We start from the raw sequence: 19,142 nt of genomic DNA, 5'->3' as shown, positions 1-19,142 counted from the left end.
ATGTGGGGACGCTCGCCCGGAGGGTGAACGATGCAACCGCAGCAGCTTTACAACGATACCGTCTTGAATGTCGCGCAGCTTCTCAAGGCGCGCGTCGGTGCGGAGCGGCGCATTGACGTCCATCTCGATGCGCTCGAACTCGATGTCGACCTGCCAACCCAGCGTGTCGAGGCCCACCTGCGGCTGACGCGCATTACGTCCGGCATCTTGGTGACTGGCGATGTGCAGGTCACCGGCCACCAGGTCTGTGCCCGCTGCTTAACAGAATTCGATGGCACATACACCGAGACGGTCTCCGCCGAGTTCTGGCCAAGCATCGATGTCGAGACGGGTGCCCCGTTGCCGCTCCCAGAGGATGATGAGACATTCATCATCGATGAGAATCACCAACTGGACTTGAACGAATTGCTTCGGCAGGTAGCGATCCTCGCGCAGCCTCTTCGCCCCGTCTGCGGACCAGACTGCCCAGGCTTTGAGTCGCTCCTGCCACCAGAAGCAATGCCCGTCGATGACCGGCTCGCGGTACTGGCGAGTCTCTTGCTGGAGAATTAACGCGGCCTTCTTGGAGTAAAGGGGAGGAACAGTCCATGGGTGCGCTACCAAAGCATAAAGTAAGCAAGCGGCGCGAAGGCTACCGCCGGCGCCACCAATACCTGAAGCTACCGCAGCTTATGACCTGCCCAGCTTGCGGCGAGCTGAAGCCAACACACCTTGTGTGCCCAAATTGCGGCACGTATCGTGGTCGGCAGGTCATCGAGCCGGCCAGCGCGCGCCGGCAGCGCCGGGCTGACCGCGAGTAAGAGGCGGCAACGAGCGACCAACGAGACAGGCAGGGGTGCGCAGTCCGAGATAAACAGGAGGGGTAGCGGTGGGGCGGCGGGCGACGATCACCGGATGGGGTACGTATCTCCCCGATCGTGTGCTGACAAACCATGACCTTGAGCACATGGTAGAGACGTCCGACGAATGGATTGTCGCGCGCACGGGTATCCGTGAACGTCGCCTTGCTGCGCCAACCGAGACGACGACAGCAATGGCCGCCGCGGCTGCTCGCCAAGCGCTGGCAACGGCCGGGCTTGGCCCAGACCAGCTCGACCTCGTCATCGTCGCAACCGTCACCCCAGATACCTTGATGCCGTCCACAGCTTCGCTCCTCCAGGCCGAACTCGGTGCCAGCCGGGCTGGTGCCTTCGACCTCGCAGCAGCCTGTTCTGGCTTCGTCTACGCGCTCGCCGTCGGCGCGCAGTTCATCGCCGCTGGCACGGCGCAAACCGTGCTCGTTGTCGGCGTCGACGCGCTGACACGCTGGGTTGACTTCTCGGATCGGAGCACGTGCGTGCTCTTCGGCGATGGCGCAGGCGCTGTCGTTCTGCAAGCGACCACGGCGGATGAGGGCATCCTCTCGACCGTGCTCGGCTCAGACGGGACCGGTGCGTGGAGCTTGTACATCGACGGCTTCCGCGAGTTGCTCAGCGCCAATGGAGCAACGCCACCCAAGCGCCCCTACATGCGGATGAAGGGCAGCGAAGTCTTCCGTTTCTCTGTCCGCGTCCTCGGCGAGGCCGCACTCGAAGCCATTCAGCAAGCTGGCCTCCAGCCTCAGGACATTGACCTGTTTATTCCGCACCAGGCCAATCTGCGCATCATCGATGCCGCTGCGAAGCGGCTTGGCCTGCCGATGGAGAAGGTCTGGGTCAACATCGATCGCTATGGCAACACGTCTGCTGCCTCTGTGCCCATCTGTCTTGCCGAAGCCGCGGATGCTGGCGCGTTGAAGCCTGGCATGAACGTCGTGCTCGTTGCCTTTGGAGCTGGCTTAGCCTGGGCGGCGAGCGTGGTGCGCTGGGGGTGGCAGGGTGTGCCAGGACGGGAGGCAGGATGAGCGTCGCGTGGGTCTTCCCGGGACAGGGCTCCCAGTATGTCGGCATGGGGCGTGCCCTGGCCCAGGCCGAACCGGCCGCGCGTCTTATCTTTGAAACGGCTGACCGCGTGCTTGGCTTTCGGCTCTCGCAGATCATCTTTGAAGGGCCGGCTGAAGAACTCCAGGCCACGCGCAACCAGCAACCAGCGTTGCTGGTTGTCAGCGTCGCCTATGCGCGTGTCCTCCAACAACGAGGGCTGCTCCCTGCACCGTGCTGCATCGCTGGTCACAGTCTGGGCGAATATACCGCGTTGGTCGTCGCCGAGAGTCTTGCGCTCGACGATGCCCTGCGGATCGTTCGCCGGCGTGGCGAACTGATGGAGCAGTACGCTACCGGTGGCATGATCGCAGTCATTGGCCTCGACCGTGCCGTGCTCGAAGAGATCGCGCATGCTACTGGCGCGGAAGTGGCGAACATTAACGCACCGGGACAGATTACCCTGAGCGGCACGCAGGAAGCTCTCGCCGCAGCCACCACGCTCGCGCGTGAGCGTGGCGCACGCCGCGTCGTCCCCTTGCCGGTCAACGCCGCGTTCCATTCCTCGCTCATGCGCCCAGTCATCGAGGGGTTGCGTCCGCTCGTTGCAGGCGTTGCCCTCCGGCCGCCGATTGCGCCGCTCATCGCCAACGTCGATGCTCGTCCCCGGACTGACCCCGACGAGATCCGTGAGGCAATCTTGGCGCAGATTGCTGCCCCCGTCCGGTGGATCGATGTCGTCCAGGCGGCCGTTGCACTCGGCGCCCAGACGTTCTACGAAGTCGGTCCCGGCCGCGTGCTGGCCGGGCTGATCCCGCGCATTGTGCCGCACGCAACAGTGCACACCGCCGAAGCATTATTGCCAGAATGTGCTGCTGACAAACCGACGCCACGCACACGGTCACGCGGGGAGGAGGTTGGCACCCGTGAGTCATGAGGAACGTGGCGCCGCGATCGTTACCGGCGCAGTTCGGGGTATTGGCCGCGCAACGGCCCTCCGCCTTGCCCGAGATGGCTATCCCGTCGTGGTGAATTACCGCTCTGATCCTGCCCTTGCTGACGAGGTCGTCCGTGAAATTGAAGCGCACGGCGGCAAGGCGATTGCCTACCAGGCCGACGTGACGAACGCGGAGCAAGTCGGGCAAATGATCCTTGATGTTGTCAATCGCTTCGGTCGCCTCGATGTCTTGGTCAACAACGCCGGCATCACCCGGGATATGCTGATCATGCGGATGCGCGAAGAGGACTGGGACGCGGTGATCACCACGAACTTGAAGGGCACCTTCCTCTGCTCGCGCGCGGCGGTGCGCCCAATGATGCGCCAACGCTACGGGCGCATCATCAATCTGAGTTCCGTTATCGGCTTAGTCGGTAACGCTGGGCAAACGAACTACGCCGCGGCCAAGGCTGGCATCATCGGCTTCACCAAAGCCCTGGCCCGTGAAGTTGGCTCACGAGGCATTACCGTCAATGCCGTCGTGCCAGGTTTCATCGAGACACGACTGACGGAGGCAATTCCCGCTGAACTGCAAGAACAGCTCCTCAAGCAGATCCCGCTCGGCTATTACGGCACCCCCGAAGATGTTGCAGAGGCGATCGCCTTCCTCGCTTCGCCGGGTGCCCGCTACATTACGGGGGCTGTGCTCTGTGTTGACGGCGGCTTGTTCATGGCAGCGTAGGGACCCATGTTTCGGAAAGTGTTAATTGCGAATCGTGGCGAAATTGCCCTGCGGGTGCTCCGCGCCTGCCGGGAGCTTGGCATCCCAGCGGTCGTGGCTTACTCTGAGGCCGACCGCGACTCCTTGCCGGTGCGGCTCGCCGACGAAGCCATCTGCATCGGCCCGCCGCCTGCCGAACGAAGCTATAACGCCCTTGCGGCGATTATCAGTGCCGCTGAGGTGACTGGCTGTGATGCCATCCATCCTGGCTACGGATTTCTCTCCGAAAATCCAGTCTTTGCCGAAGTGTGCCAGGAGTGCCGCATCACCTTTATCGGGCCTCCTCCCTCGGTCCTCTCCGCGCTTGGCGACAAAGCCGAAGCACGCCGCATGATGAGCCAAGCTGGTCTCCCGGTGATTCCAGGGACGGAGGAGCCGGTCAGTGGGCCCCAGGAAGCGCGAAAGCTGGCGAAGTCCATCGGCTATCCGCTGCTCATTAAAGCTGTTGCTGGCGGCGGTGGCCGGGGAATGCGCATCGTGCGCCACGAAAGTGAGCTTGCCCAAGCACTGGCACTCGCTCAGCAGGAGGCGCACGCCGCCTTTGGCGACGGCTCCGTCTACCTCGAACGCTACCTTGAAGACCCACGTCACGTTGAGGTGCAAATCCTCGCTGACCAGTACGGCAACGTGGTTGCCTTGGGCGAACGCGATTGTTCCATCCAGCGCCGGTACCAGAAGCTGATTGAAGAAGCCCCAGCGCCAAACTTGCCCGCCAAAGTGCGCGAGGCATTGCACAAAGCGGCAGTGCGCGGTGCCAAGGCTGTCGGGTATGTCGGCGCAGGCACCTTCGAATTCCTCGTTGATCGCAACGGCCGGTTTTACTTCACGGAGGCAAATGCACGGCTCCAGGTCGAACATCCGGTCACTGAGATGGTTACCGGCGTTGACCTTGTGCACTGGCAACTCGCCATTGCTGCCGGCGAGCGTCTGACCCTCTCTGAAGACGACCGGCGCCCGCGTGGACACGCGATTGAAGTCCGGGTGACAGCCGAGGACCCGGCGCAGCAGTTCACGCCACGCGTTGGCCAGGTCACGGAACTGCTCTTGCCAGCAGGACCGGGCATTCGTGTCGATTCCCACCTCTATCCCGGCTACACGATCCCGCCATACTATGACTCCTTGCTGGCTAAGATCATCGCCTGGGGGCCGGATCGACCGAGCGCCATCCGCCGGCTTCATCGGGCGTTGCGCGAGACCGTGATCGTCGGTGTCCCTACCCCAATTCCGCTCTATCTCGAACTGCTCGAGCATCCCGTTGTGCAGGAAGGCCGCGCAACAACGACCTTCTTGGCCTCGTACCTGAACGGTGCTTCGCTTACTGCATGACTGGCACTCATGTCCATTGGGTACAATCACGAATGGAGGTCGAACGGGGTAGCCCGTTGGACTGTGGTTGAGTGGTCTGGGGCATGGGAGGGCGAGACGACACGCGGTTTGTGCTGTGATATGGAGGCACGAGTGGCGACGCTCAGCCGAACACGCCGGCAGGCGCGAATCCTGGCGTTGCAAGTCCTCTATGAGATCGACGTTGCACGCCACGATCCTGAAGACGTGCTTGCGCGGTATCTTGAGAATGTGTCAATTGCGCAGCCGGTGCGGCGTTACCTTGAGCGTCTGGTGCGCGGCGTGCTCGCTCATCGGGACGATATCGACCAGCGGATTGCCGCGGCTGCTCCAGCCTTCCCCGTTGCGCAACTGCCGCCAGTCGACCGGAACATCCTGCGGATTGCGATCTACGAGCTGCTTCACGAAGCTGATGTGCCACTCAAGGCGGCGATTAACGAGGCCGTCGAGCTCGCAAAGCAGTATGGCGGCGAGAACTCGAGCCGGTTTGTCAACGGCGTCCTTGGGACAATTGCAACGAACCTTGCCTCGCCAAGCTAATTCCGCATCCCTTGTCGAGATCGTGTTGCCTTGGGCATACTACGCGCGATAAACGGGCGTGTGAGGCGAATGGGGAGGTATGACTGTGTCGACAGAGTCACCGATTTTTCAGCGCGTCCAAGCAGTCGTCGCCGAGCAGCTTGGCGTTGATCCGAGTGAAGTGACGCCCGATGCCGAATTCGTCAAGGATCTCAACGCGGATTCCCTCGATCTTGTTGAATTGATCATGCAACTCGAGGAAGAGTTCGGCATTGAGATTTCTGACGAAGAGGCATCCAATATCGTCACCGTACGCGACGCAATCCAGTTCATCGAAGAGCACCTGAACCAATAGGCGTGTGCTGAGACCGCGGTGGACGGCGCGAGCAGCACGGCTCCGCGCCGTCTTTGTCGTTCCGCGCGCTTTTGCTACGCTTAATGGCAACGGAGTGCGGGTCTTGCGAGAGCACGGGTAGCAGACGATGGTAAGCTTGCTCGACCGGATGCGGGGACAAGGCAACGTCGCCAGGCCAGCTGAGCCGGAGCCTGAGCCAGAAGAATTTTATAAAGAAATGACCCTCCAGGAGCACCTGGCGGAGCTCCGCACACGCCTGATTTACTCAGTCCTTGCGGTCGCCGTCGGTTTCGTTATCGGCTTGGCGTTGGCGTTTCCAGCACTCCATCTGATCGAGCGGATGTCGGGCCTGAATAACTTGCAGGCTATTTCGCCAACCGAACCGTTCATCGTTTACACCAAAGTCGCACTCTATATTGGCTTCGCCTTCGCCATGCCGGTGATCATTTACCAGTTGATCCGCTTTCTGGCGCCAGGTCTGACGCGCAAAGAGCGCTATTACCTTTTCCGTGCCTTGCCCTTTGTGACCTTGATGTTTGTGGCTGGTGTGCTCTTTGCCTTCTTCGTCCTCGTCCCGCGCGCGTTGGATTTCCTCTCCCACTTTGGCAGTGGTGTATTTCGGGCCGACTTCCGCGCGCAAGAAGTGATCTCGTTCTACCTTACGCTGCTGCTCTGGGTTGGCGTTGTCTTTGAGACGCCGATTGTGATCTACCTGCTGGTGCGGCTCGGCATCGTGTCGGTGAAGCGCTTAGCTTCCTTCCGCCGCCTTGCGGTGGTGATCGTTATGGTCATCGCTGCCATCATTACGCCAACCCCTGACCCGTTCAACATGATGCTTGTCGCTGCGCCGATGTACTTGCTCTTTGAGCTGGGCTTGTTGCTCGGTCGCTTTGCTCGCCCGCCGGAGCGGCGCTCCAGTTAGGCCATTCCTAGGCTGGTACAAGGGGAAGTTCCTCAGGTGGCTTTGGCCGCACGCTGAGGGTGCGCTCATTCCGATAGCGCACCATACCTGGCCCAGCGTTCGGAATCCGCTGCACAAAGCGCCGCTCTGTCGCATCGACGGCGACGCGCGTATCGGTTCGTCCCCGGCTAAACCAGGCAGCAAGCGCTGCCGCCTGCTGCAACGTCTCCTCATTCGGCTGGCTATTCCATCGCACGACAACGTGAGCCCCCGGCATGCCGCGCACGTGTAACCACGTGTCATGCGGCCGCGCGATCTCGAACGTAATCCGCTCATTTTCTGCGCCATTGCGTCCGACGTAGATGCGGTCGCCATTCGGTGTGCGCCAACTCCGTAGCTTCGTCGCCTGCCGCTGCCTGGCAGCAGGTGCCGGCGATTGCCGGTGCGTGCGGTAGTCCTCGAGTTCTCGCCCAAGCTGCTCAAGCGTCTCAGCAGTATCAGCGAGCTCGACCAGCGTCGCAAGCTGTTCAAGGTAGGCAAGCTCGGTTCGCGCTGCCTCCAGCCGTTCTGGCAGCTGGCTGAGCGCGGCTTTGGCCTTACGATAGAGCTCAAAGTAATGCTGGGCATTCTCAACCGGCGAGCGTTGCGGATCAAGCGGGATGGTCATGCCGTCGACATCGAGTGCCGTCTGCCCGGGTGTGATTGTGTGCAGGTAGGCATAGAGCATTTCCCCCATCTCCCGCAAACGCTCGGCGTCGGCACTCCGCGCAAGCTCTTGCTCGAGCGAGTGGATGCGGGCTGCAAGTCGCGCCCGTTCCTCTTGGATGCGTGCGAGCAACCGCTGTCGGCGTGCGGCATAGCGTTCCTGCGTGCTCTCGGCTACACCCTTGGCCTGCTGGTGGGCCTGTCGGTAGCGCTTGATCGCTTCAGATATCCAGGTGTAACGCTCGACGTCCATTCCGCGGAGATAGGAAAGCGAAATGGCCGCAAACGCGACCGCTTCGTCCTGGCTGAGGTAGACACTCGGCTCCCAGCTGTGGTCTGCCAGTGGCTGAAGGATTGCCGCAATCGCTGCTGCAAGGCGCTCGATTACCTCTGGATCCTCGAGTGCCTCGTGCACTGGCAGCGCTGGATCGCCACAGGCGCGATAGGCTGCTTCGCGCGCCATCTGTGGGCTAAAGCCGAGCAACGTCTGCACGAGCGCACTTGACAGCGGCGCTTGCGGCGGCTGATCGCGCAGCAGCCCAGCAAGCAGTGCTGGCGAGAGCCCCCGTGGATCGTGCTTCAGTTGGCTTGGGGGCAACGTGTAGGGCCGGCCGGGTAGAACTGGGCGAGCGCTGCTCATGTCAGGCGTCACGCGCTTGAGTGCGTCGAGGATCTTGCCGCTCTCCTGAGCGACCAGCACCGCATTGCTGTAACGCCCCATCACCTCGAGTGCGAGCCGTGTTTGGACAAGCCTGCCCTCCTCGTCATCGTCTTCCAGCCAGTGCTCGAAATCAAGAAAGAGCACGCGCTCAAGGTCAGGCTGGGAGACGGCTGTGAGCCGCCCACCGCGGACGTATTTCCGCAACAAGAGCAAAAATGGGGTAACGAGCGACGGGTCGTGCGTGGGCGGCTCGGTTTGCAGTGTCACCCAGGCATCCTGTGGGGCGATCGAGACGAGAACATACCAGCGCTTTCCAGCGTAGCATTCCAGCCCGAACGTCCAGCGGTCGATGGCAAAGACACGCTGCACCCGGCTTGGGACAATCTTGGCGCGTAGTTCGTCGCTGAGAGCAGCTATTGTCAGCACATCAAACATTGGTGACACATTCCTTCGTTGTTGCCGTTCACGTACGCAAAGGCATGTGGCACAATGGCCTCAACGGGGCAGTTGTCACGCCCTGGAGCAGAGCGGGCGCGTGCGGGAGAAGAGGAAACGTGAGCGTGCGGGACGATCTCGGGCTGAATGCGCAAGCCGACGAGCTCCTTGAGGCTTTGCGCCAACGTGTTCGTCCAAAGCTCATTGTGATCTCAGGGCCCTCCGGTGTTGGCAAGGATACCGTGATTGAGCGCATGCGCGAGCGCTTCCCCGATTTCCATTTTGCCGTTACGGCGACGACGCGGCCGCGTCGACCCGGTGAAATCGACGGCGTCCATTACTATTTCATGTCGCGCGAGGAGTTTCTCGAAGCCCGTGAGCGCGGCGAATTTCTTGAATCGGCCGAAGTCTATGGCCATCTCTATGGCGTGCCCAAGGAGCGGATTCGTCGGGCGTTGCGTGCTGGCAAGTCAGTGGTCGTCAAGGTTGATGTCCAAGGAGCAGCGTCAATTCGCCGCCTTGTGCCGCAGGCTGTCTTGATCTTCCTCGCTCCACCATCAATGAGTGAACTGATGCAGCGACTCCGCCAGCGCAAGACGGACGACCCAGCGACACTGATGGAGCGGATTGCGACGGCCTCGCGCGAGTTAGAATGCGTCTACGACTTTGACTATGTCGTCTTCAACGAGCACGACCGGCTCGAGGAGACGGTGGCAACAATTAGCGCCATTATCGAGGCGGAGCAAGCCCGCGTTCACCAGCCAGAAGTGATTGTCTAACGTTACGTGTTGGCCGGCGATACAACGGGGGCCGAGACCGGAACACGCGGCTCGGCTTCCTCGCCCTCGTCAGGCACGTAGCGGAGCGTCGACTTGTCTTCCACGCGGTCGATGAAGAGAATGCCATCGAGGTGATCGATCTCGTGCTGCAAAACACGGGCAAGGAACCCATGGGCTTTGATCCGCACCTCGCGGTCTTGCAAGTCACGGGCACGCACCGTGACATTCATCGCGCGTGGCACATCGCCCACCCAATTCGGGATGCTGAGGCAGCCTTCTGGGCCAACTTGCCGCCCGCTCGCCTTGATAATCTCCGGATTGACTAAGGTGAGCTTAATCTCAGGGTCGTCTTCGTGCTCAAAACCAGCTGGGATGCTCACGATAATGAGCCGGCGTAGGACGCCTACCTGTGGTGCTGCCAGTCCCACCCCTTCGGCGGCTTCCAAGGTATCCCACATGTCCTGCGCCAACCGGCGAATATCCTCGTCAATCGTTCGGATGCGCACCGCCTTCTGCCGCAGTCGTGGATCGCCTTCCGTGATAATCGGTCGTACTGCCATTGTTCCCTCAGTCGTCCCTCGTGTCGTTCCTCTGCTAACGGACAAGTATAGCCGATCGTGATGGGACAGTTGGATAGCCTTAAAGGAGGCTGATTGGATCGACGTCGATTAGCCAGCCTGGTCCGAGCGGCACCGCAGCGACGAGTTCGCGGGCAGCTGCACCACGCACGAGGATTTGCCACTGGTAACGCCCACGAATCTTGGCAATGAAGGCTGGCGTTGGACCGAGCACCTCGGCGTCGATGCCCAACTGAGCTTGCGCCTGGCGTAGTCGATCGGCTGCTGCCTCAGCTGACAGCTGGCAGGCGAGTGCGTCACTATGGCGGTAGACCAGCCGGACCAAGCGGCAGAACGGTGGATAGCGATGCCGCTTACGGAACGCAAGCTCTTCCGTGTAAAAGCGCTCGTAGTCATGCTGGCTCGCTGCCTGAATGGCATAGTGGTCGGGCGTATAGGTCTGGATAATCACGTGTGCGCCCGGCGTCTTCCGGCCAGCTCGACCGGCCACTTGCGTAAGAAGCTGGAACGTCCGCTCACCTGCCCGGTAATCTGGCAGGTAGAGCTGCGTATCTGCGTTCACAATCCCAACAGTTGAGACCAGCGGGAAGTCAAACCCTTTGGCGACCATCTGCGTGCCGACCACGATGTCGACGGCGTGCTGCTGCACGAGGCGCACAAGGCGCTCCACGTCACCAGCTTGGCGCACGACATCCTGATCCCACCGTAGGATGCGTGCTGCTGGGAAGAGACGGGCAAGTTCCCGCTCGACACGCTCGGTTCCGGCGCCGTAGTAGCCTAACGTGCCGTGGCGGCAGCGTGGGCAACGCCCGAGCGGAGAACGTCGCAACCCACAGCGGTGGCAGATGAGACGACGAAGGTCAGCGTGGTAAACCAAGGGGGTCTCGCATGCCGGGCATTCCAGGACAGCACCGCACGCGCGGCATTGCACGACTGTCGCCAGACCGCGCCGGTTGAGCAGCACAATCGCTTGCTCGTGAGCCGCCAGCGCTCGCGCGATCGCCTGCTGCAGCTGCGTGCTAAACAGACTGCGATTCCCGCGTTGTAACTCTAAGCGCATGTCGACGATCGTCGTCTGTGGCAGCGGCAGCGATGTCGCAACTGGCTGTGCCTGCCGGCGGTGTAACACAACTGGCCCGACACGTTCAGGAAGACGCAGCAGGTGAAGTTCGCCAATCTCGGCCGCATAGCGCGTTGTGACATCGGGCGTGGCACTTCCAAGAAGCAAGACAGCATGGTGCCGTTGCGCCAACTGCTGAGCAACTGCCCGGGCATGGTACCGCGGCACGCTTTCTTGCTTGTAAGCCGCGTCATGCTCCTCATCAATCACAATCAGCCCGAGCTGCTGCACGGGAACAAAGAGCGCTGAGCGTGGCCCGACAACAATTGGTGCTTCGCCACGGGCGACAGCGTGCCAGGCTGCCCATCGTTCGCTCGGGCGCAGCCCACTGTGGAAGACGACAACGTGGCCAGGGAATCGGCTTGCAAAACGTTCGACAATATGGCTGGTTAAGGCAATCTCAGGCACGAGAATAATCGCTTGCCGTCCCTGGCGCAGGCATTCTGCCGTAGCCCGCAAGTAAAGCTCTGTCTTGCCGCTCCCAGTCACCCCGTGGAGCAAAAACCCGGCGAACTCCTGGCGAGAGAGAGCAGCGTGGATAGCTCGCCAGGCTTCTGCTTGCGCCGGCGAAAGCGTCGGGATACTTGTGACGTGCGTGCTCGTCCCGACCGGCAACGGCGGTAGCTCGATCAGCCGGAGGACGCCTGCCTTCGCCAGTTCGCGTGTTGCTGAGAGCGTCAACCGCGTCATCTGGTGGAAGGTTTGCCAAGGCATCGGTTGTCCAGGGTGAGCAGCCTCCCAGTCACGGAGTACAGCCTGTGCCCGCTGGGCGGATGCTCCATCGCTGGGTGGCGGACCGGCGACGAGCTGAACATATCGCCGGACGGCACTCGGCTGCGCTTGCACGCGCGCAGTGCGCTCGATGATGCCTGCTGCAACCAAGCGCTCGACGACGGTGGTCAGGCTGCGGTTCAGCGCGCGGCGTGCTGCCTCGAGCGTGATCGGGCCGCGTTCTTGCAGCAACTGGACAAGTCGGCGCTGCAATGGCGTCAGCGTGTCAAGGTCAACCGTTGCTGAGTCGCGCAACTGGAGTACCGTCGCTGTTCGTTGGGTAATGCCCGGGGGCAAGAACGGCGACGCTGCTTCAAACAGGGTGCAGAGCGTTTCCTCGCTCAGCCACTCAACCAGTTCCCACTGCCACGGCGCGAGTCGAAACGTCGGCTCGACGACAGCGTGCAGCGGCCGTAGCGGGAACGGCGGCAGTTCCGTCGTCAGCCGCACCACGATGCCGACGCGGAGTTCATCCTTCAATGGGGCCCAAACGAGCTGACGCTCCTGCACCTGGTCCGCCAGGTGAGCTGGAACAAGGTACGAAAACAGCTGGCGTCGTTCAGTTGTCGGCGCGTCGAGTGCAACCTCGGCGCAGCGGGTCGCTTGCTCGTGCATTGTCGTGATCATCGGCCTTTCAGGCAGCATGCCGTGCACTGTTCAATGATGCCATGCTGCTCGTGGCCCATAGACAGCGCTTCCTGCGGTCCGGATAATCAGGCTGGGCTGATTGCGCGTGCGGCGCGGCTGACTGAAAGGATAGGATTATGGCACGAAGCACGTTGACTATTGAAGAGGCGTTTATCGCCCAGCATCCTGGTTCACGGGCCGTTATGAACGCGCGGTCCGCGACTTTCCGAGCGGCGTGACCCATGACGCACGCTATCTGCGGCCGTTTCCGCTCTACGTTGAACGTGCGTCAGGGCCGAAAAAGTGGGACGTTGACGGAAATGAGCTCATCGACTATGCGATGGGCCATGGCGCATTGCTCCTTGGCCATGCTCATCCCGCTATTGTCGAAGCCGTCACCGCCCAGGTACAACGCGGCACCCACTATGGCGCTGGGCATGAGCTTGAGCTGGAGTGGGCCGAGCGCATTCGCTCCGCTGATGCCATCCTGTGAGCGCGTCAAATTCACGGCGTCAGGGACCGAAGCGACGCTGCTCGCCATGCGTCTGGCTCGAGCCTTCACCGGGCGACAGAAGATCCTCAAGTTTGCCGGGCCACTTCCACGGCTGGCAGGACTATGCTGTGCCAGGTGAGAAGCTGCCGTTCACCGCTCGCTCGTCGCCCGGGATTCCCCAGGCGGTCTTTGACACCGTCATCGTTGCGCCAGTCAACGATCTGGCGTTCGTCGAGCGCCGCTTGTCCGAAGGCGATATTGCCGCGTTATCCTTGAGCCAAGTGGTGCATCTTGGGCTTCGATCCCCCTGCCCGACGGCTTCCTCCACCGCCTCCGCGAGATTACGCAACGGTACGACACCGTACTGATCTTCGACGAGGTCATCACGGGTTTCCGTTGGTCGCCGGGCGGTGTGCAGGGCCTGCTCGGTATTCGACCTGATCTGACGACAATGGCCAAGATTATGGCAGGTGGACTGCCAGGTGGCGCGGTCGGCGGGCGGGCTGACATTCTGGCCTTGCTCGAGTTCCGTGACGATCCAGCCTGGAACCAAGAGCGCCGCGTCCAGCATCCTGGCACGTTTAATGCCAATCCCCTTTCAGCAGCAGCGGGGTGCGCGTGCCTGCAGAATCGTCGCTGATCCAGCCGTGCAGCGCCATGCTGACGCCATGGCCGCCCGGCTGCGGCGTGGCATGAACCAGATCCTCGTTCGGCGAGGTATTCCCGGCTTTGTCTGGGGCGAGAGTTCCGTGTTCCATATTGTCCTGGGGACGCGCTGCGCCAATCAGCACGGCGAGGACATTCGTATACCAGAAGGCGTCGCACCAGAAGTGCTGAAAGCTGGCCTCAGTGGTCGGCTTGGCCACCTCTTGCACCTGGCCATGGTGAACGAAGGCGTTGATCTCTTCCATGGTGGTGGCCTCGTCAGCGCTGTTCACACCGAAGCAGAAATCGATGCCACGATCGAAGCGTTCGACCGTGCCTTGCAGCGGATGGATGAGGAGGGGCTGTTCGCGTCGCTTGACTCGAAGTGAGCAGGTCGCGCATACACGGTGGTAGCTCCCCGGCGAGCCAGGATGCTGTTCGTCACGACCTGGCTCGCCGGGCCAATTTCACGCGTGTTCGCTGTTAGGCCTTAGTCAACTGGGTCATGCCCACCGGCGTGCGCCAGAGTGGACGACGTGGGTCGATGCCACGGACGATGTCGTGATAGAGGCGAGCAAGTTGCTGGGTAATCGGCCCAGGTGCGCCATCGCCAATCTGGTACCGATCAATGCTCGCAATTGGGGTAATCTCGGCGGCTGTGCGCACAAGAAGACTTCGTCCGCAAGATAGAGTTCGGTGCGATCAACCGGTCGCTCTTCCACGAGCAGCCCAAGGTCCTCGCGGGCGAGCGTCAGCAGCGTGTCGCGAGTAATACTCTCCAAAATGCTGCTGGTCACGTCGGGCGTGATGAGCTTGCCGTTCCGCACCAGCATGAGGCAAGCACCTGGCCCTTCGGCTACTTTGCCCTGCGTGTTTCAGCAGGATTGCCGCGTCATAGCCATCCTGGAGTGCTTCCATCGTCGCCAGCTGGCTGTTGCGGTAGTTTGAGATATTCTTGACTCGTGGCGGCATCACATCATCGGCAATCCGTCGCCACGAGCTGACACGGGCATGCACCGCTTTGCCACTGAGCAGTTCTGATGCATTGGTCGGATCGAAATGTAGATTTGCGACTCAGGGCTATACCGCTCAAACTCTTCGGCCCGCCACTGCGGTAGGCGACTGGCTGGATGTAGGTATCTTCGCGACACTCATTGGCACGGAGCAGCGTGATGACCGCTTCAGTGAGCTCATCCACGCTGTATCGGCGTTCAAGACGCACGAGCTTCATCGAGTGGTGCAATCGCTCCAGGTGATCTTGCAGGCGGAACACGAAGCCTTCCCCAGCCTCGGCGTTCCAGTACATGCGAATGCCTTCGAAGACAGCCCCGACGGTCGACCATCCAAGGTCGGTGACGTGAACTGTCGCCTCTTCCCACCCGCACAAGCTTGCCGTTCCACCAGAGATACGCCGGATGCTCCGCCACGTCTTGCCTCCTTACTCGCTGCATTCCCGGCTCTCGCTTGCGCTGCGCGTCACTGTGCGCATCGTGGCGCACCCTTGCACCGGCGGCACAGCGCAGACCCGTTGCCTGTGCCCGCGTGCAGGATGGACGAGACCGCACCACTTGTCAACCAGAAGCTGCGCATGGGGCGCGTCGCTACCGGTCTGGTAGCCGGATCGCGTTCGGTGGCACGCCGTCACTGACGAGGAACGCGCGAGCAGCCGCGCCGTACAACCGACGTTTGGTCCAAGGGATGAGGTCACGATACGCACATGGTCAGCAATATGCGGCATCGCGTAGGTTGGAAGCCACTGCTGGAGTGGTGCTGTCAGCAGTTCGCCGGCTTCGGCCACACCACCCCCAAGCACGATCACTTCCGGGTTGAAAAGGTTGATGAGACCTGCAAGCCCGACCGCCAGCGCTCGTCCGGCCTGGGCGAAGATAGCCCGTGCTGCCGGATCGCCTTGGCGTGCAGCTGCAGTGACGATATCGGCAGTGACCGGTTGCCCGCCAGCAAGCTGGGTGATGCTGGGCGACCGGCCAGATTGCACAAGCGCCTCGCCGTCGCGCGCAAGTGCCCATCCCGCTTACGAACGCTCCAGGCAACCGATGCCTCCGCAGTGGCAGCGCGGCCCGTTGGGGTCAACCGGCACGTGTCCAACTTCGGCACCCAGTCCTGCGACACCCTCGACAAGCAACCCATGGGTGATGATGCCACCCCCGAAGCCCTGCCAATGACACAGTGCACAATGTGTCGTGCTCCACGAGCAGCACCGAAGAGCGCTTCGCCAAGCGCCGCGCCATTCCCATCGTTGCCACACACGGTCGCCACGCTCGATCCTGTCGCGCGGCGTCATCCACATGGCGCCAAACCTCCCCGGCTGGCACGACGTACCACTCAAAGACGAACTCGTGCGTCGTCTGAAGCGACCGATTGTGCTCGGCAACGATGGGAATGGCGCGGCGCTTGGCGAAGCGCTCTTCGGTGCTGCTCGTGAGCACGACACATTGTGCACTGTGTCATTGGCACGGGCTTCGGGGGTGGCATCATCACCCATCGGGTTGCTTGTCGAGGGTGTCGCAGGACTGGGTGCCGAAGTTGGACACGTGCCGGTTGACCCCAACGGGCCGCGCTGCCACTGCGGAGGCATCGGTTGCCTGGAAGCGTTCGTAAGCGGATGGGCACTTGCGCGCGACGGCGAGGCGCTTGTGCAATCTGGCCGGTCGCCCAGCATCACCCAGCTTGCTGGCGGGCAACCGGTCACTGCCGATTATCGTCACTGCAGCTGCACGCCAAGGCGATCCGGCAGCACGGGCTATCTTCGCCCAGGCCGGACGAGCGCTGGCGGTCGGGCTTGCAGGTCTCATCAACCTTTTCAACCCGGAAGTGATCGTGCTTGGGGGTGGTGTGGCCGAAGCCGGCGACTGCTGACAGCACCACTCCAGCAGTGGCTTCCAACCTACGCGATGCCGCATATTGCTGACCATGTGCGTATCGTGACCTCATCCCTTGGACCAAACGTCGGGTTGTACGGCGCGGCTGCTCGCGCGTTCCTCGTCAGTGACGGCGTGCCACCGAACGCGATCCGGCTACCAGACCGGTAGCGACGCGCCCCATGCGCAGCTTCTGGTTGACAAGTGGTGCGGTCTCGTCCATCCTGCACGCGGGCACAGGCAACGGGTCTGCGCTGTGCCGCCGGTGCAAGGGTGCGCCACGATGCGCACAGTGACGCGCAGCGCAAGCGAGAGCCGGGAATGCAGCGAGTAAGGAGGCAAGACGTGGCGGAGCATCCGGCGTATCTCTGGTGGAACGGCAAGCTTGTGCGGTGGGAAGAGGCGACAGTTCACGTCACCGACCTTGGATGGTCGACCGTCGGGGCTGTCTTCGAAGGCATTCGCATGTACTGGAACGCCGAGGCTGGGGAAGGCTTCGTGTTCCGCCTGCAAGATCACCTGGAGCGATTGCACCACTCGATGAAGCTCGTGCGTCTTGAACGCCGATACAGCGTGGATGAGCTCACTGAAGCGGTCATCCACGCTGCTCCGTGCCAATGAGGTGTCGCGAAGATACCTACATCCAGCCAGTCGCCTACCGCAGTGGCGGGCCGAAGAGTTTGAGCGGGTATAGCCCTGAGTCGCAAATCTACATTTCGATCCGACCAATGCCATCAGAACTGCTCAGTGGCAAAGCGGTGCATGCCCGTGTCAGCTCGTGGCGACGGATTGCCGATGATGTGATGCCGCCACGAGTCAAGAATATCTCAAACTACCGCAACAGCCAGCTGGCGACGATGGAAGCACTCCCAGGATGGCTATGACGCGGCAATCCTGCTGAACACGCAGGGCAAAGTAGCCGAAGGGCCAGGTGCTTGCCTCATGCTGGTGCGGAACGGCAAGCTCATCACGCCCGACGTGACCAGCAGCATTTTGGAGAGTATTACTCGCGACACGCTGCTGACGCTCGCCCGCGAGGACCTTGGGCTGCTCGTGGAAGAGCGACCGGTTGAATCGCACCGAACTCTATCTTGCGGACGAAGTCTTCTTGTGCGGCACAGCCGCCGAGATTACCCCAATTGCGAGCATTGATCGGTACCAGATTGGCGATGGCGCACCTGGGGCCGATTACCCAGCAACTTGCTCGCCTCTATCACGACATCGTCCGTGGCATCGACCCACGTCGTCCACTCTGGCGCACGCCGGTGGGCATGACCAGTTGACTAAGGCCTAACAGCGAACACGCGTGAAATTGGCCCGGCGAGCCAGGTCGTGACGAACAGCATCCTGGCTCGCCGGAGCTACCACCGTGTATGCGCGACCTGCTCACTTCGAGTCAAGCGACGCGAACAGCCCCTCCTCATCCATCCGCTGCAAGGCACGGTCGAACGCTTCGATCGTGGCATCGATTTCTGCTTCGGTGTGAACAGCGCTGACGAGGCCACCACCATGGAAGAGATCAACGCCTTCGTTCACCATGGCCAGGTGCAAGAGGTGGCCAAGCCGACCACTGAGGCCAGCTTTCAGCACTTCTGGTGCGACGCCTTCTGGTATACGAATGTCCTCGCCGTGCTGATTGGCGCAGCGCGTCCCCAGGACAATATGGAACACGGAACTCTCGCCCCAGACAAAGCCGGGAATACCTCGCCGAACGAGGATCTGGTTCATGCCACGCCGCAGCCGGGCGGCCATGGCGTCAGCATGGCGCTGCACGGCTGGATCAGCGACGATCTGCAGGCACGCGCACCCCGCTGCTGCTGAAAGGGGATTGGCATTAAACGTGCCAGGATGCTGGACGCGGCGCTCTTGGTTCCAGGCTGGATCGTCACGGAACTCGAGCAAGGCCAGAATGTCAGCCCGCCCGCCGACCGCGCCACCTGGCAGTCCACCTGCCATAATCTTGGCCATTGTCGTCAGATCAGGTCGAATACCGAGCAGGCCCTGCACACCGCCCGGCGACCAACGGAAACCCGTGATGACCTCGTCGAAGATCAGTACGGTGTCGTACCGTTGCGTAATCTCGCGGAGGCGGTGGAGGAAGCCGTCGGGCAGGGGGATCGAAGCCCAAGATGCACCACTTGGCTCAAGGATAACCGCGGCAATATCGCCTTCGGACAAGCGGCGCTCGACGAACGCCAGATCGTTGACTGGCGCAACGATGACGGTGTCAAAGACCGCCTGGGGAATCCCGGGCGACGAGCGAGCGGTGAACGGCAGCTTCTCACCTGGCACAGCATAGTCCTGCCAGCCGTGGAAGTGGCCGGCAAACTTGAGGATCTTCTGTCGCCCGGTGAAGGCTCGAGCCAGACGCATGGCGAGCAGCGTCGCTTCGGTCCCTGACGCCGTGAATTTGACGCGCTCACAGGATGGCATCAGCGAGCGAATGCGCTCGGCCCACTCCAGCTCAAGCTCATGCCCAGCGCCATAGTGGGTGCCGCGTTGTACCTGGGCGGTGACGGCTTCGACAATAGCGGGATGAGCATGGCCAAGGAGCAATGCGCCATGGCCCATCGCATAGTCGATGAGCTCATTTCCGTCAACGTCCCACTTTTTCGGCCCTGACGCACGTTCAACGTAGAGCGGAAACGGCCGCAGATAGCGTGCGTCATGGGTCACGCCGCTCGGAAAGTCGCGGACCGCGCGTTCATAACGGG

The 19,142-nt window shown here is 61.8% G+C and carries 23 protein-coding genes and 2 pseudogenes; 17 read left to right on the top strand and 8 right to left on the bottom strand.

The genetic code is table 11. From position 1 onward, the window contains the following. Positions 1-30 precede the first annotated feature (30 nt). From N675_RS03200 to tatC, 9 genes are all read left to right on the top strand, one after another. Positions 31-552, top strand: a complete 522-nt coding sequence (locus N675_RS03200; protein ID WP_051914011.1) for a YceD family protein — start codon at positions 31-33, stop codon at positions 550-552. A gap of 35 nt (positions 553-587) precedes the next feature. Then, positions 588-800: a 50S ribosomal protein L32 gene (rpmF, locus tag N675_RS03195; RefSeq protein WP_038038067.1), complete on the top strand. Its 213-nt coding sequence runs from the start codon at positions 588-590 to the stop codon at positions 798-800. 68 nt (positions 801-868) lie between these two features. Further along, positions 869-1,882: a beta-ketoacyl-ACP synthase III gene (locus N675_RS03190; RefSeq protein ID WP_038038066.1), complete on the top strand. Its 1,014-nt coding sequence runs from the start codon at positions 869-871 to the stop codon at positions 1,880-1,882. After that, positions 1,879-2,835, top strand: a complete 957-nt coding sequence (fabD, locus tag N675_RS03185; protein ID WP_038038065.1) for an ACP S-malonyltransferase — start codon at positions 1,879-1,881, stop codon at positions 2,833-2,835. The genes N675_RS03190 and fabD overlap by 4 nt, the downstream gene beginning before the upstream one ends. Beyond that, the gene (gene fabG / locus N675_RS03180; RefSeq protein ID WP_038038064.1) at positions 2,825-3,577 is read left to right on the top strand and encodes a 3-oxoacyl-[acyl-carrier-protein] reductase; all 753 of its coding nucleotides are present in this window, start codon (positions 2,825-2,827) and stop codon (positions 3,575-3,577) included. The genes fabD and fabG overlap by 11 nt, the downstream gene beginning before the upstream one ends. Positions 3,578-3,583: 6 nt before the next feature. After that, a complete protein-coding gene (gene accC / locus N675_RS03175; protein ID WP_038038063.1) occupies positions 3,584-4,942 on the top strand; it encodes an acetyl-CoA carboxylase biotin carboxylase subunit in 1,359 nt (452 codons plus the stop codon). 132 nt (positions 4,943-5,074) lie between these two features. Then, positions 5,075-5,500, top strand: coding sequence for a transcription antitermination factor NusB (gene nusB / locus N675_RS03170; protein WP_231577920.1), 426 nt, complete (start codon positions 5,075-5,077; stop codon positions 5,498-5,500). 85 nt (positions 5,501-5,585) lie between these two features. Further along, a complete protein-coding gene (gene acpP / locus N675_RS03165; protein WP_231577919.1) occupies positions 5,586-5,834 on the top strand; it encodes an acyl carrier protein in 249 nt (82 codons plus the stop codon). A gap of 127 nt (positions 5,835-5,961) precedes the next feature. Then, complete coding sequence (gene tatC, locus N675_RS03160) at positions 5,962-6,756, top strand: twin-arginine translocase subunit TatC (RefSeq protein ID WP_038038060.1); 795 nt, start codon at positions 5,962-5,964, stop codon at positions 6,754-6,756. 7 nt (positions 6,757-6,763) lie between these two features. Here the strand turns inward: tatC and N675_RS03155 are convergent, their stop codons facing one another. Continuing rightward, positions 6,764-8,536 carry an Rqc2 family fibronectin-binding protein gene (locus tag N675_RS03155; protein WP_038038059.1) on the bottom strand — a complete coding sequence of 591 codons (1,773 nt, stop codon included), beginning with the start codon at positions 8,534-8,536 and terminating at the stop codon, positions 6,764-6,766. Positions 8,537-8,661: 125 nt separating this feature from the next. Here N675_RS03155 and N675_RS03150 point away from each other — a divergent pair, with 125 nt between their 5' ends. Next, the gene (locus N675_RS03150; RefSeq protein ID WP_156100804.1) at positions 8,662-9,315 is read left to right on the top strand and encodes a guanylate kinase; all 654 of its coding nucleotides are present in this window, start codon (positions 8,662-8,664) and stop codon (positions 9,313-9,315) included. Positions 9,316-9,317: 2 nt separating this feature from the next. Here N675_RS03150 and def read toward each other — a convergent pair whose 3' ends face one another. Next, positions 9,318-9,875: a peptide deformylase gene (gene def / locus N675_RS03145; protein WP_051914009.1), complete on the bottom strand. Its 558-nt coding sequence runs from the start codon at positions 9,873-9,875 to the stop codon at positions 9,318-9,320. 79 nt (positions 9,876-9,954) lie between these two features. Then, positions 9,955-12,399, bottom strand: a complete 2,445-nt coding sequence (gene priA / locus N675_RS03140; RefSeq protein WP_038039193.1) for a replication restart helicase PriA — start codon at positions 12,397-12,399, stop codon at positions 9,955-9,957. 247 nt (positions 12,400-12,646) lie between these two features. Between priA and N675_RS14600 the strand changes: the two genes are divergently transcribed. The 3 genes from N675_RS14600 to N675_RS14590 all read left to right on the top strand — a co-directional run bounded on the left by N675_RS14600 (position 12,647) and on the right by N675_RS14590 (position 13,938). Next, positions 12,647-12,904 (top strand): aminotransferase class III-fold pyridoxal phosphate-dependent enzyme, encoded by a 258-nt coding sequence (locus N675_RS14600; RefSeq protein WP_231577918.1) that lies wholly within the window; start codon positions 12,647-12,649, stop codon positions 12,902-12,904. 268 nt (positions 12,905-13,172) lie between these two features. Further along, on the top strand, positions 13,173-13,544 hold the full coding sequence (locus N675_RS14595; protein WP_338417747.1) for an aminotransferase class III-fold pyridoxal phosphate-dependent enzyme: 372 nt from the start codon (positions 13,173-13,175) through the stop codon (positions 13,542-13,544). After that, positions 13,489-13,938, top strand: a complete 450-nt coding sequence (locus N675_RS14590; RefSeq protein WP_231577917.1) for a PLP-dependent aminotransferase family protein — start codon at positions 13,489-13,491, stop codon at positions 13,936-13,938. The genes N675_RS14595 and N675_RS14590 overlap by 56 nt, the downstream gene beginning before the upstream one ends. A 94-nt stretch (positions 13,939-14,032) precedes the next feature. Here N675_RS14590 and N675_RS14585 read toward each other — a convergent pair whose 3' ends face one another. The 4 genes and pseudogenes from N675_RS14585 to N675_RS13940 form a co-directional block, all read right to left on the bottom strand. Continuing rightward, entirely contained in the window at positions 14,033-14,215 is a 183-nt protein-coding gene (locus tag N675_RS14585) for a hypothetical protein (RefSeq protein ID WP_231578011.1), read from the bottom strand. A 56-nt stretch (positions 14,216-14,271) separates the two neighbouring features. Further along, positions 14,272-14,382 (bottom strand): annotated as a pseudogene (locus N675_RS14580) (aminotransferase class IV); the annotation flags it as partial. A 143-nt stretch (positions 14,383-14,525) separates the two neighbouring features. Further along, positions 14,526-14,855, bottom strand: coding sequence for an aminotransferase class IV (locus N675_RS14575; RefSeq protein WP_231578002.1), 330 nt, complete (start codon positions 14,853-14,855; stop codon positions 14,526-14,528). A 132-nt stretch (positions 14,856-14,987) separates the two neighbouring features. Beyond that, positions 14,988-15,851: pseudogene (locus N675_RS13940) on the bottom strand (ROK family protein). Between N675_RS13940 and N675_RS03115 the strand changes: the two are divergent. From N675_RS03115 to N675_RS14560, 4 genes are all read left to right on the top strand, one after another. Further along, positions 15,751-16,599 carry an ROK family protein gene (locus N675_RS03115; protein WP_277870628.1) on the top strand — a complete coding sequence of 283 codons (849 nt, stop codon included), beginning with the start codon at positions 15,751-15,753 and terminating at the stop codon, positions 16,597-16,599. The pseudogene N675_RS13940 and the gene N675_RS03115 sit on opposite strands and share 101 nt — an antisense overlap. Positions 16,600-16,773: 174 nt before the next feature. Next, a complete protein-coding gene (locus N675_RS14570) occupies positions 16,774-17,049 on the top strand; it encodes an aminotransferase class IV (protein ID WP_231577916.1) in 276 nt (91 codons plus the stop codon). After that, complete coding sequence (locus N675_RS14565; RefSeq protein WP_231577915.1) at positions 17,046-17,312, top strand: aminotransferase class IV; 267 nt, start codon at positions 17,046-17,048, stop codon at positions 17,310-17,312. Before N675_RS14570 ends, N675_RS14565 begins: the two co-directional genes overlap by 4 nt. Next, positions 17,251-17,580: an aminotransferase class IV gene (locus tag N675_RS14560; RefSeq protein WP_338417746.1), complete on the top strand. Its 330-nt coding sequence runs from the start codon at positions 17,251-17,253 to the stop codon at positions 17,578-17,580. The genes N675_RS14565 and N675_RS14560 overlap by 62 nt, the downstream gene beginning before the upstream one ends. Before the next feature lie 234 nt (positions 17,581-17,814). Here N675_RS14560 and N675_RS03105 read toward each other — a convergent pair. Beyond that, positions 17,815-19,142: aspartate aminotransferase family protein (locus N675_RS03105; protein WP_038038056.1), on the bottom strand; the 1,328-nt coding region annotated here is incomplete at its 5' end.

The organism is Thermorudis peleae (genome assembly GCF_000744775.1).
Classification (GTDB): domain Bacteria; phylum Chloroflexota; class Chloroflexia; order Thermomicrobiales; family Thermomicrobiaceae; genus Thermorudis; species Thermorudis peleae.
This window is presented reverse-complemented; position numbering and strand designations above follow the sequence as displayed.

Coding starts and splice junctions, on each gene's coding strand:
- priA (WP_038039193.1), bottom strand. CDS start 12,399: ATGCACGAGCAAGCGACCCGCTGCGCCGAGGTTGCACTCGACGCGCCG.
- N675_RS14565 (WP_231577915.1), top strand. CDS start 17,046: ATGAGGTGTCGCGAAGATACCTACATCCAGCCAGTCGCCTACCGCAGT.
- accC (WP_038038063.1), top strand. CDS start 3,584: ATGTTTCGGAAAGTGTTAATTGCGAATCGTGGCGAAATTGCCCTGCGG.
- fabD (WP_038038065.1), top strand. CDS start 1,879: ATGAGCGTCGCGTGGGTCTTCCCGGGACAGGGCTCCCAGTATGTCGGC.
- N675_RS14590 (WP_231577917.1), top strand. CDS start 13,489: ATGCCAATCCCCTTTCAGCAGCAGCGGGGTGCGCGTGCCTGCAGAATC.
- N675_RS14575 (WP_231578002.1), bottom strand. CDS start 14,855: ATGTACTGGAACGCCGAGGCTGGGGAAGGCTTCGTGTTCCGCCTGCAA.
- N675_RS03200 (WP_051914011.1), top strand. CDS start 31: ATGCAACCGCAGCAGCTTTACAACGATACCGTCTTGAATGTCGCGCAG.
- rpmF (WP_038038067.1), top strand. CDS start 588: ATGGGTGCGCTACCAAAGCATAAAGTAAGCAAGCGGCGCGAAGGCTAC.
- N675_RS03155 (WP_038038059.1), bottom strand. CDS start 8,536: ATGTTTGATGTGCTGACAATAGCTGCTCTCAGCGACGAACTACGCGCC.
- tatC (WP_038038060.1), top strand. CDS start 5,962: ATGGTAAGCTTGCTCGACCGGATGCGGGGACAAGGCAACGTCGCCAGG.
- def (WP_051914009.1), bottom strand. CDS start 9,875: ATGGCAGTACGACCGATTATCACGGAAGGCGATCCACGACTGCGGCAG.